Genomic DNA, 11,971 nt, shown 5'->3' on the forward strand with positions numbered 1-11,971 from the left:
GTGTGGTGGTTGCAGCGATCAGTAGGGTGCGGCGCATGACACAGTCCGCCGGTCCTGAGTTGCGGCGCACCCTCGGGGTCGGGGACGCCGTTGTCATCGGGCTCGGCTCGATGATCGGTGCCGGGGTCTTCGCCGCGCTGGCGCCCGCAGCCCGCGCGGCCGGGTCGGGTCTGCTCCTCGGGCTCGCGCTGGCCGCCCTGGTCGCGTACTGCAACGCCGCCTCATCGGCGCGGCTGGCCGCACGGTATCCGCGGTCGGGCGGCACCTATGTGTACGGTCGCGAACGGCTCGGTCCTTTCTGGGGGTATCTCGCCGGCTGGGCGTTCGTGGTCGGCAAGACGGCCTCCTGTGCGGCGATGGCGCTCACCGTGGGCGCGTATGTGTGGCCGGGGCAGGCACATGCGGTGGCGGTGGCGGCTGTGGTGGCGCTGACCGCGGTGAACTACGGCGGGGTCCGGAAGTCCGCATGGCTGACCCGGGTGATCGTGGCGGTCGTGCTGGCTGTCCTCGCTCTCGTGGTGGTCGTGTCTCTGGGATCGGACGCGTCCGACGCCGGGCGGCTGGGCTTCGGGGCGTCGGGTGGGGTGGGCGGGGTGCTCCAGGCGGCGGGGCTGCTGTTCTTCGCGTTCGCGGGGTACGCGCGGATCGCCACCCTGGGCGAGGAGGTGCGTGATCCGGCGCGGACCATTCCCCGGGCGATTCCCCTGGCCCTCGGCATCACCCTGGCGGTCTACGCCTGTGTGGCGGTGGCCGTGCTCTCCGTGCTGGGGCCGGACGGTCTCGGGCGGGCGAGCGCGCCCCTGGCGGACGCCGTACGGGCGGCCGGGATGCCGGAGCTGGCGCCGGTGGTGCGGGTCGGCGCCGCCGTGGCCGCGCTGGGGTCGCTGCTCGCGCTGATCCTGGGCGTCTCCCGGACCACGCTGGCCATGGCCCGGGACCGGTATCTGCCCGGCGCGCTGGCCGCCGTCCATCCCCGGTTGCAGGTGCCGCACCGGGCGGAACTGGCGGTCGGCGCGGTGGTCGCGGTGCTGGCGGCCACGGTGGATGTGCGCGGTGCCATCGGTTTCTCCTCCTTCGGTGTGCTGGTGTACTACGCGGTCGCCAACGCCTCGGCCTGGACGCTGGATCCGTCGGCGAGGACACGGCTGGTGCCGGTGGTGGGGCTCGTCGGGTGTGTGGTGCTGGCGTTCGCTCTGCCGGTGGTGTCCGTGCTGGTGGGTGCGGGGGTGCTGGTGGTGGGTGTGGTCGCGTACGGCGTGCGGAAGCGGTGGGGGTCCGTGCCTCGGTAGGGCGGCCGGGGGTGGGACTGTGGGGTGGGGTGGGTGGTCGGTGGTTCGGTGGGGCGGTGCGGTGGCGGCTACGGGGTGGGGGTCTGGGTCGTGCGGGTGCGGAAGGACTCCCAGGGGGTCAGGTCCATGCCCTCGTTGGTCTCCTCGTACCAGCCCGTGCCCGCTATCCAGGCGCGCAGCCAGTCCTCCAGGGCCGGGGCGTCCACGTACCAGGCGTGTTCGGCGTCGTCGGCGTTCGGCTCGTAGAGCAGGACCGGGGCGTGCGGGGCCAGACAGTCGACGCAGGCGAACATGCCGCAGCCCCAGTGGGATATCGGCAGGACGCCCTCGGGCCAGAGCCAGTCGGGGTCGTCGCTGCTCCAGCCGCGCCGGGCGAGGTACTCGGCGACCGCCGACGACTCCTCGGACGGGGAGCTGTCGAGCAGGGGCAGCAGGCCGTACTCCGGGCCGAACCCGCCGTCGGCTATCCGCAGGTACAGGTCCGCGAGCAGTTCGGGCAGGCGGAAGCCCAGAGCGGCCTCGGCCCGGGACAGGGTGTCCCGGTCCACCGGGGCGGGGAGGGAAGTACGGCCCCACGGGTGGTCGTTGGCTGCCTTCATCCGCACCTGGCTCAGCAACTGCTCGTTCGCGGTCATGACTTCATGGTGCCGGGTGCCACTGACAATCGGGGAGCCCTGTGGACAACCGTGAGGTTGTGGATATCTTTCCTCGCCGGGAAGCCGGTCCTGGCGGTGAGGTGTGTGGCTGGGGTGGCTCGGGGGGGCGGAGAGTCAGGTGGGGTGTACCGCGGCTCCGTTGTGCGCGAGGAGGGCGAGGAGTTCCTCGAAGGTTGCGGTGTGGGGGTGGGCGTGGGGAGTGACGCCCAGGCAGGTGCGGGCGGTGGCGGAGTGGTGCCGGACGAGGGTGAAGCCCGGGGCCGTGCCCCGGGTTCCTCCGAGGCAGTCGATGAGGGCGCCGCAGCACTAGCCGAAGTAGTCGCCGGGGCCGTTGACGGCTCCGCTGAGGGCGCAGACGAAGCCGGGGGCGTCCGTGATGTGGCGGCCCTCGACGTGGTAGGTGGGGTCGGCGGGGCGGCGGTATGGGTGGCGGCGCGCATGGTTGTGGTCGTGGTTGTCGAGTGCCGTCCCCAGTCAGAATTGGCGGGCTTCGGTGGCGCGCTCCGCCCAGCGGCCCGGTGCGGTGGGCCTGCCGTCGTCCCAGAGCCGCCAGACCTGCTCGGCCACGAGGGGGGACGGTCCGAGCCCGGTCGAGAGTGAGGTCGACCAGGTCGGGGGCGAGTGTCGATGGCGTCCAGGAGAGCGGTCGGCCCTCGGTCGCCGACTGCACCGGGTGGCCGGAGGTGTCGATGCGCAGCAGTTTCGCCTGGCCCAGCCCGGCCCTTGCGTTCGGCTTCTTCGCCGTTCCGTGCGGGGCGGAGCGCAGGGCGCCTCGTGGGGAACAGCCCAGCAGGTGTACCGGGGGGCTGCTCCGGGTCGTCGGGGTCGGGGGCATGGGGGTGCGGGCCAGGTCGCGGCAGGTGCCGTACAGCTCGACCGGCGGGGACGGAGTGCGGTGGCCCGGGGAGAGGGGTGGGCACTGGGGGTAGGCGTTGGGGTTGTCCTCGGCGGGGGTGCCCTTGATGGTGATGTCGGTCCGGGAGAGGTCGCGGGCGCAGGGGCGGGCGGTGAGGACGCGGATGTCCTCCGGCCACCACTCCCCCACGGCTCTTCCGTGGCGGTCGAGGATCTCCAGGGTCAGGGCATCGGGCGGGGCCGAGCCGTCGGTACGCGCGGGCCGCCGCTTCGCGCAGGGCGCCGTCCGGGGCGCTGCCCAGCCGTTCGTATGAATCCCGGGCGGGGGTGGGGGCGGGCGTGTCGGCCAGGGGGCCGGTGGCGTCCATGCGGGTGCCCCAGGGCTCCTCGTAGCCCGGTTCGCCCTCGTACTCGGCCTTCTGGTCGTGCGAGAGGAGGGCGTACTTCGGTGGAGGTGGGGTGGCGGGGGGGGTGGCTGCGCGGGTTCTGCCGTCGGCGTCGATCGCGACTCGGGCGTCACTGCTGCCCAGGTGGGGCCGCTGCGTTTTCCCCTCCGCGGGGCACGCTGGATACTTGCAGGTAGGACCGGGCCCGGGGCGGAATCCGCGAAGGGGCAGTGACTGTGAAAATCATCAACCTTGTCCTCAACATCCTGTGGTTGATCTTCAGCGGTATCTGGCTCGCACTGGCCTACACGCTGGCGGCGATCATCTGTTTCATCCTGATCATCACCATCCCGTTCGGCATCGCCTCGCTGCGGATCGCCGGTTATGTGCTCTGGCCGTTCGGCCGCACGACCGTGGTCAAGCCGGAGGCCGGAGTGGGCTCGCTGATCGGCAATGTCATCTGGATCATCTTCGCCGGGTGGTGGCTGGCCATCGGGCACATCATCACCAGCATCCCGCTGTTCCTGTCGATCATCGGGATTCCGTTCGGCTGGGCCAACCTCAAGATGATTCCGCTGTCCCTGATGCCGCTGGGGCAGGAGGTCGTCTCGACCGACCGGCGGTTCGCCGGCTGGTGACCCGCGCGCGGGTCACTGCTCCCGGCCGCCCGCCATCCGCTCCAGTCGGGCGATGCGCTCGGCCATCGGCGGGTGGGTGGAGAACATCTTGGACAGGCCCTGACCGGGGCGGAACGGGTTCGCGATCATCATGTGGCTCGCCGTCTCGATCCGGGGCTCGGGGGGCAGCGGAAGCTGCTTGGTGCCCGTCTCCAGCTTGCGCAGGGCGCTGGCCAGGGCGAGCGGGTCGCCCGTGAGCTGGGCGCCGGAGGCGTCCGCCTCGTACTCCCGGGATCTGCTGATGGCCAGCTGGATGAGGCCGGCCGCGAGCGGGCCCAGGATCATGATCAGCAGCATGCCGAGCAGACCGGGGCCGTCGTCGTCATCGGAGCGGCCGATGGGGATGAGCCAGGCGAAGTTGACCAGGAACATGATCACGGAGGCCAGGGCACCCGCCACCGAGGAGATCAGGATGTCCCGGTTGTAGACATGGCTCAGTTCATGGCCGATCACCCCGCGCAGCTCGCGCTCGTCCAGCAGGCGCAGGATGCCTTCCGTGCAGCACACCGCCGCGTTGCGCGGGTTGCGGCCGGTCGCGAAGGCGTTGGGGGCCTCCGTCGGCGAGATGTAGAGGCGGGGCATGGGCTGGCGGGCCTGCGTGGACAGCTCACGCACCATGCGGTACAGGGCGGGGGCCTCGAACTCGCTCACCGGACGGGCCCGCATCGCGCGCAGCGCCAGCTTGTCGCTGTTCCAGTACGCGTACGCGTTCGTCCCCAGCGCGATCAGGACCGCCACGATCAGGCCCGTGCGGCCGAAGAAGCTGCCGATGACGATGATGAGTGCGGACAGTCCCCCGAGGAGTACTGCGGTCCTGAGCCCGTTGTGCCGGCGGTGCACGGTACGCCCTCCAAGTGGTGCGGCAGGGGAACCCTTTGCTGTCTGGTCTGCGCTGTCTGGTACGCGCTGTCTGGTGTGCGATGCCACTGGGGCCGTGGTGTCACGTCCTGTCACGGTCCAGTGGACCCTCCCGTTCTGGTCAACGCCAGGCGAAGGCCACTAGTTCCCTTTTGTTCGCCGGGGCACGGGTGGGCCGTCCGGGTGACGGGGCGTAGGACGCGTCAGGGGGCGGGGCGCGGTGGGCGGAGGCCGCTCGGGAGGGGCGGGAGTGGGCTGGAGGGGGGCCGGGAGGGTCAGAAGAGGGTCGTGTCCGCGAAGCGCAGGACGAGCTGGGGGGCTCCCGACAGGGCGATGCCGATGACGGCGGTGAGGGCGATGGCGGCGGTGACGGGGGCGGGGGCCCGCAGGGCGGCGGGGGTGCCCTCGGGGGCGCGGAAGAGCAGCGCCGTCCACTGGAGGTAGTAGTACAGGGCGATCACGACGTTGGCGGCCATGACGACGGCGAGCCAGCCGAGGCCCGCGTCCACGGCCGCGCCGAACACGGTGACCTTGGCGAAGAGGCCGATGATGCCCGGCGGCAGTCCGGCGAGGCAGAGCAGGAAGAACGCCATCAGGAGCGCGGTGAGCGGGCTTGTGGCGTACAGGCCCCGGTAGTCGGCGACCCGGTTGCGGGGCTTCGTACGGGCCACCAGGGCGGCCACCGCGAACGCGCCGAGGTTCACGGCGGCGTACATCAGGGCGTAGGCGAGGGTGGAGCCGATGGAGCGGCGGGGGTCGTCGGAGTACGCGGCGGCGGCGATCGGGACGAGGAGGTAGCCGGCCTGGCCCACGGAGGACCAGGCGAGCAGGCGTACGGCGCTGTACGCGCGCGTGGGGCGCTGCCGCAGGGCGCCTACGTTGCCAGCGGTCATGGTGAGGGCGGCGAGCACGGCCAGGGCGGGGCCCCAGAGGTCGGCGTACGACGGGAGGGCGATGACGGTGACGAGGATCAGGCCGGAGAAGCCGACCGCCTTGCCGACGACGGAGAGGTAGGCGGCGATGGGGAGCGGGGCCCCTGTGTAGGTGTCGGGGACCCAGAAGTGGAACGGGACCGCCGCGGTCTTGAAGGCGAAGCCGATGAGGGTGAGGACCACGCCGGTCTGGGTGAGGGTGGCGAGCTGGCCGTCGACGTCCTGGACGCGGGTGGCGATCTCGGTGAGGTACAGGGTGCCCGTGGAGGCGTACAGGAAGCTGACGCCCAGGAGGGTGACCGCGGTGGCAGTGACCGAGGAGAGGAAGAACTTCAGGGCCGCCTCGGAGGACCTCCGGTCGCCGTACTTGAGGCCGACCAGGGCGAAGGCGGGCAGGGAGGCGACCTCCAGGGCGACGATCAGGGTGGCCAGGTCGCGGGAGGCGGGGAGCAGGGCGGCACCGGCGGCGGAGCACAGGAGCAGGAACCAGTACTCGCCGTCGGGCAGTGCCTTGCGGGAGTCCTTGAGGGTGGTGACCGACAGGAGCGCGGTGAGCAGGGCGCCGCCGAGGACCAGGAGCTGGACGACGAGGGTGAATCGGTCGGCGGTGTAGCTGCACACGTCCGGGTCGCCGGTGAGGCAGAACGTGCTGCGGTCGCCGTCCAGGAGGGGCAGCAGCATCAGGGTGGCGGCGGCGAGGCCCGCGAGGGAGAGCCAGCCGAGGACCGCTTTGCGGTGCTCTCCGACGAAGAGGTCGGCGACCAGGACGGCGAGACCGACCACCGCGGCGATGGTGGGCGGCGCGATGGCGAGCCAGTCGACGGACTGGACCAGGGACGCGGCGGCGGCAGGCTGGGCGAGGGCGCTCATCGGTTGCCTCCTGCGAGGAGCTGCTGCACGGCCGGGTCGGTGAGGCCGAGGAGGGTTTTCGGCCAGAGTCCGGCGACGACGGTGAGGGCGACGAGCGGGGCCCAGGCCGCGTACTCGTACGTCTGTACGTCGGCGAGGCGGGGGGCGTCCTGCGGGACCGTGCCCATGCAGATGCGGCGGACGACGATCAGCAGGTAGGCGGCCGTCAGCAGGGTGCCGAAGGCGCCGATGGACATGAAGGTGAGGAAGGCGGGGCGGCTGAGTCCCTCGGCCGGGTCGAACGCGCCGAACAGGGCGAGCATCTCGCCCCAGAACCCGGCGAGACCGGGCAGGCCGAGCGAGGCGACGGCGGCGAAGGCGAGCAGTCCGCCGAAGCGCGGGGCCCTGCCGTACAGGGCGGCGCCGGTCTGCTCGGCGAGGGCGTCGAGGTCGGTGGTGCCGGTGCGGTCCTTCAAGGCTCCGACCAGGAAGAACAGCAGGCCGGTGATGAGGCCGTGGGCGATGTTGGCGAAGAGGGCGCCGTTCACGCCGGTCGGGGTCATCGTGGCGATGCCGAGCAGGACGAAGCCCATGTGGCCGACGGAGGAGTAGGCGATCAGGCGCTTCAGATCGCCCTTGGCGCCCTGTTTGGCGAGGGCGAGACAGGCCAGCGAGCCGTAGATGATCCCGACGACGGCGAAGGCGGCGAGGTAGGGCGCGAAGGTCCGCATCCCCTCGGGCGCGACCGGAAGAAGAATCCGGACGAACCCGTACGTACCCATCTTGAGGAGGACGCCGGCCAGCAGGACCGAGCCGACGGTCGGGGCGGCGGTGTGGGCGTCCGGCAGCCAGCTGTGCAGCGGCCACATCGGGGTCTTCACGGCGAGCCCGAGACCGATCGCCAAAACGGCGATGACCTGCACGGATGTGGTCAGCGACCGGCCGTTGTCAGTGGCGAGTGCGACTATGTCGAATGTGCCCGCCGTGATTCCGATCAGCAGCAGGCCGAGCAGCATGACCACGGAGCCGAGCAGGGTGTAGAGGATGAATTTCCAGGCCGCCGCGGCCCGGCCCTCGCCGCCCCAGCGGGCGATGAGGAAGTACATCGGGATCAGGACCATCTCGAAGGCGAGGAAGAACAGCAGCAGATCGAGGACGGCGAAGGTGGCGAGGGTGCCGCCCTCCAGGACGAGCAGCAGGGCGACGAACGCCTTCGGGGTCGGGCCCGCGGGCATCTTGAAGTAGGAGTAGAGCGCGCAGAGGAAGGTCAGCAGCGCGGTCATGACCAGAAGGGGGAGGGAAATGCCGTCGATGCCGAGGTGGATCCGCACATCGAGTGCGGGGATCCAGCTGATGTCCGTGTTGGCCTGCATCTTCGACGGCTGGTCGTGGTCGAAGCCCAGCGCCAGGACGACGGTGGCGGCGAGGACGGCGCCGGTCACGGTCACCCCGTGGCGGAGCACGGCCTGCTCGGGCGACTTTCCCTTCAGTCCGGGCGGGGCCGGCAGCAGAGCGGCGGCGGCGCCGAGGAGCGGGCCGACGACGACGAACGCCAGAAGGAACTGCATCACGGACTCGTTGATATCGATCACGCCTGCTCACGCTCCCGTGGCGACGAGGACGGCGGCGACCGCGAGAACGACGGTGCCGGCGAGCAGCGCGCTCACATAGGTCTGCACATTGCCGGTCTGGGCGCGGCGCACGGCGGCCCCCAGCCAGCGCGGTAGCGCCCCGGCTCCCTGGACATAGGTGTCGACGACCTCGCGGTCGAGGAACCGGACGAGTCCGGCCGCCGCCTGGACCGGGCGGACGAACAGCGCCGCGTACAGGGCGTCGAGGTGGAAGCCCGCGGCGGCGGGCCGGTGCAGCGGGCCCAGCAGCAGCCGTCCGGGGTCGGCCGGGTCGGGGGCGTCGGCGATGTCCCCGTAGGCAGGGGTGTGGGTGGCGATGGCCTCGGCCTCCACCAGCCCGGCGTCCGCCTCCGGATGGGCGGCGACGGCACCCAGCGGGGCGCTCCGCGCGCGGGCCCGGGTGTGGCGCCAGGCCGCGTAGGTGACGATGCCGCCGGTGAGGGCGGCGCCGGTGCCCAGGACCGAGGTCAGCAGGGTCGGTCCGAGGTCGCCGCCGTCGAACCAGCCCTGGAGTCCGCGGTAGGCGAACCCGCCGAAGGCGAGGGAGGGAGCGGCGAGGACCCAGAGCACCAGGGTCATGGCGAGCGGCTGGCGGCCGTGGTCGGGGGCCTCCTCGCCCCGGCCGCGGAAGGCGAGCAGCCACAGGCGGGTCGCGTAGGCGGCGGTGAGGACGGCGGTGACGAGTCCGGCGACGAGGACGATCCAGCCCGCGGCGCCGGGGACGTTCTCGCCGTGGCCGGTGGTGACGTGTTCGGCGGCGCCGAGGACGGACTCCTTGGAGAAGAAGCCGCTGAACGGCGGGATCGCGGCGAGCGCGAGCAGGGCCACGGTCATCGTCCAGTAGGCGTCGGGGACGCGGTCGCGCAGATCGCGCATGCGGGACATGGCGGCCAGTGAGTTGGTGCCGGCGGCGTGGATGATCACCCCGGCGGCGAGGAACAGCAGCGCCTTGAAGGCGCCGTGGGACAGGAGGTGGAAGACGGCGGCACCGCGGTCGCCGACGGCGAGGGCGCCGGTCATATAGCCGAGCTGGCCGATGGTCGAGTAGGCGAGGACGCGTTTGATGTCGTCCTGGGCGAGGGCGGCGAGGCCGGAACCGGCCATGGTGATCGCGGCCATCACGGCGAGCACCACCATGGCGGCGGCGGACGCCTGGAAGACGGGCAGGAGCCGGGCGACGAAGTAGACACCGGCGGCGACCATCGTCGCGGCGTGGATCAGCGCGGAGACGGGTGTGGGGCCCGCCATCGCGTCCGGGAGCCAGGTGTGCAGCGGGAACTGGGCCGACTTGCCCGCGACGCCGGCGAGGAGAAGGAGGGCGATCAGGGTGGGGTGGTCCAGGCCGCCGTCGGCGACGGTGCGCAGGATCTCGGTGATGCCGAACGAGCCGGCGTCGGTGGCCAGGGCGAACAGACCGATGAGGAAGGGGACGTCGCCGAGCTTGGTGACGAGGAACGCCTTCAGGGAGGCGGCGCGGGCCTCGGGGGTCTCCCAGTAGTGGCCGACCAGGAAGTAGGAGCAGATGCCCATCACTTCCCAGCCGACCAGCAGCACCATCAGGTCCCCGGAGTAGACCACCAGCAGCATCGCGGAGGTGAACAGCGAGACCAGGGCGGCGTACGAGGGGTAGCGCGGGTCGTCGCGCAGATAGCCCATCGAGTAGATCTGCACACAGCAGGCGATGAACGCGACCAGTACGGCGACGAGGGCGGCGAAGCCGTCGATGTAGAGGGCGAGTTCGATGGGGACGGAGCCGGTGGGGGTCAGTTCGGTGGCCGCGGCGATCGGGGCGTCGCCGCCCTGGCGCACGGCGACCAGCACGGTGAGGACGAGGGAGGCGAGGGTGGGCAGGACCGCGAGCGGGCGGACGTAGCCGGGGCCCGATCTGCCGACGGAGAGACCGGCGGCGGCCCCCAGGAAGGGAAGGAGGGGGACGAGGGCGGCGAGGGTGGTGGTGGTCACGCGGTGGCCTCGGCCTTCTCGGCGGCGCCGGCGGGCCGGTCGGTCGGGGGGAGGGCGGCGGCACCGTGGCCGTCGCCTGGGCCGCCGCTCTCAGGGGGGCCGTCGCCCTCGGGGCCGTCGTCAGGGTCGTCGCCGGGGCCCTCGGCGGTGTCGCGGAGCCGGTCGATGTCCGAGGTGCCGCGGTTGCGGTAGACGGCGAGGACGATCGCCAGGCCGATCCCGATCTCGGCGGCGGCGATGGCGATGGCGAACAGGGTCAGGGCCTGGCCGGAGTGCAGGGTCTCCTCGGCGGCCTTGCTGAGCCAGACGTCGAAGGCGACGAGGTTGAGGTTGACCGCGTTGAGCATCAGCTCGACCGACATCAGCACGAGGATCGCGTTGCGGCGGGCGAGGACGCCGTACAGACCGGTGCAGAACAGGAGGGCCGACAGCACGGCGGGATAGGCGAGATGCATCAGCGGGCGCCTTCCTGGCCGGCGGGGGTGTCGGTGGGGGCGGTGGGGGGTGTGGGGGTGGCGGGGGATGTGTGGGTGGCGGGGGTGGCGGGGGTGGTGGGGCTTGTGGGGTCGGTGGGGGGTGTGGGGTTCGTGGTGCCGTTGGTGGGGGTTGGGCTCGTGGTGCCGTTGGTGGGGGCTGGGCTCGTGGGGGCGGTGCCGGTGCTCGGCCGCCGGGGTGGTGTGGGGTTCGTGGGGGTCTGGGGCTTGGCCTTGCGGGACAGGACGATCGCGCCGACCAGGGCGGAGAGGAGGAGGACTGAGAGGGCCTCGAAGGGGAGGACCCAATTCTGGAAGAGGCTCTCGCCGGTGACGCGGGTGGAGCCGGCGGCGGCGCCTTCCAGGTCGATCCAGGTGGCGCGGAAGGCGTCGGCGACCACCCAGACCAGACAGACCGCGGCGACGACGGCGACGCCGAGGGCGACCCAGCGGTTGCCGGAGTCGGCGTCGGGGCTGCGGCCGATGGGGGCCTTGGTGAGCATCAGGCCGAAGAGCAGGAGGACGACGACGGAGCCGACGTAGATCAGGACCTGGACCCAGGCGATGAACTCGGCCGTGAGGAGGAGGTACTCGATGGCGAGCCCGCCGAGGGCGACGACCAGCCAGAGGGCGGCGTGGACGAGTTGCCGGGTGGTGACGGTGATGATCGCGGCGCCGAGGGTGACCAGGCCGACCAGGAGGAAGGCGATCTCGACGCCGGTCGGGGAGAGAAAGCCGCGGGTTTCGGCGGTGGGGGTGAGGGTGGGAGTGGAGGCGGCGGCGATGGTGGTCAGGGCGGTGTGCGTCGCCGTGGCGGCGGCTGCGGCGAGGCTCACGAGTCGCCTCCCTCGGGGTTGGCCGGCGGGGGCGGGGTGGGGCGTTCGGGCTCGGCGGGGGGATCCGGGGGTTGGGGGGCAGACTCCGGTTCTGGGGCCGGGGCTGGTGCCGGGGCTGGGGCTGGTGCTGGGGCTGGGGCTGGTGCTGGGGCTGGTGCCGGGGTGGGCGAATTCGGGGCCTGGGCGAGGGTATCCGGGGCCGGGGTGGGGGAGCCCGGGGCCGGGGTGGCGGATGCCGGGGCTTGGGTGGCGGACTCCGAATCTGCGGCCTGGGTGGGCGAATCCGGGGGCTGAGCGGGAGAGTCCGGGGCGGGTGTGGCGGGTGCCGGAGCCTGGGCGGCGGATGCCGCATCCGTGCCTCGGGCGGGCGAATCCGCAGCCTGAGCAGGAGAGCCCGGGGCCGGAGTAGCGGAGGCCGGAGCCTGAGCGGCCGACGCCGCACCCGTGCCCCGAGCGGACGACTCCGGGGTCTGAGCAGAAGAGCCCGGGGCCGGAGTAGCGGAGGCCGGAGCCTGAGCGGCCGACGCCGCACCCGTGCCCCGAGCGGACGACTCCGGGGTCTGAGCG

Annotated in this window: 9 protein-coding genes; 2 read left to right on the plus strand and 7 right to left on the minus strand. The window is 72.2% G+C overall.

Features of this window, described 5'->3' with window-relative positions:
• Window positions 1-35: 35 nt before the first annotated feature.
• Complete coding sequence (locus tag ABZX40_RS24210) at window positions 36-1,289, plus strand: APC family permease (RefSeq protein ID WP_355741531.1); 1,254 nt, start codon at window positions 36-38, stop codon at window positions 1,287-1,289.
• 68 nt (window positions 1,290-1,357) lie between these two features.
• Here ABZX40_RS24210 and ABZX40_RS24215 read toward each other — a convergent pair whose 3' ends face one another.
• Entirely contained in the window at window positions 1,358-1,924 is a 567-nt protein-coding gene (locus ABZX40_RS24215; RefSeq protein WP_355741530.1) for an SMI1/KNR4 family protein, read from the minus strand.
• Between the two features lie 1,498 nt (window positions 1,925-3,422).
• Here ABZX40_RS24215 and ABZX40_RS24220 point away from each other — a divergent pair.
• Window positions 3,423-3,824, plus strand: a complete 402-nt coding sequence (locus ABZX40_RS24220) for a YccF domain-containing protein (protein ID WP_355741529.1) — start codon at window positions 3,423-3,425, stop codon at window positions 3,822-3,824.
• Window positions 3,825-3,836: 12 nt separating this feature from the next.
• Here ABZX40_RS24220 and htpX read toward each other — a convergent pair whose 3' ends face one another.
• From htpX to ABZX40_RS24250, 6 genes are all read right to left on the minus strand, one after another.
• On the minus strand, window positions 3,837-4,703 hold the full coding sequence (htpX, locus tag ABZX40_RS24225; protein ID WP_355741528.1) for a zinc metalloprotease HtpX: 867 nt from the start codon (window positions 4,701-4,703) through the stop codon (window positions 3,837-3,839).
• 293 nt (window positions 4,704-4,996) lie between these two features.
• Window positions 4,997-6,523, minus strand: coding sequence for an NADH-quinone oxidoreductase subunit N (locus ABZX40_RS24230; RefSeq protein WP_355741526.1), 1,527 nt, complete (start codon window positions 6,521-6,523; stop codon window positions 4,997-4,999).
• Window positions 6,520-8,094 (minus strand): NADH-quinone oxidoreductase subunit M, encoded by a 1,575-nt coding sequence (locus ABZX40_RS24235; RefSeq protein WP_355741524.1) that lies wholly within the window; start codon window positions 8,092-8,094, stop codon window positions 6,520-6,522. Before ABZX40_RS24235 ends, ABZX40_RS24230 begins: the two co-directional genes overlap by 4 nt.
• A gap of 6 nt (window positions 8,095-8,100) precedes the next feature.
• Window positions 8,101-10,095, minus strand: a complete 1,995-nt coding sequence (locus ABZX40_RS24240; protein WP_355741522.1) for an NADH-quinone oxidoreductase subunit L — start codon at window positions 10,093-10,095, stop codon at window positions 8,101-8,103.
• Complete coding sequence (gene nuoK, locus ABZX40_RS24245; protein ID WP_355741520.1) at window positions 10,092-10,550, minus strand: NADH-quinone oxidoreductase subunit NuoK; 459 nt, start codon at window positions 10,548-10,550, stop codon at window positions 10,092-10,094. Before nuoK ends, ABZX40_RS24240 begins: the two co-directional genes overlap by 4 nt.
• Entirely contained in the window at window positions 10,550-11,404 is an 855-nt protein-coding gene (locus ABZX40_RS24250; RefSeq protein ID WP_355741518.1) for an NADH-quinone oxidoreductase subunit J, read from the minus strand. The genes nuoK and ABZX40_RS24250 overlap by 1 nt, the downstream gene beginning before the upstream one ends.
• Between the last annotated feature and the right edge of the window lie 567 nt (window positions 11,405-11,971).

The sequence above is a fragment of the Streptomyces sp. NPDC004610 genome, assembly GCF_040609715.1.
Lineage (GTDB): Bacteria > Actinomycetota > Actinomycetes > Streptomycetales > Streptomycetaceae > Streptomyces.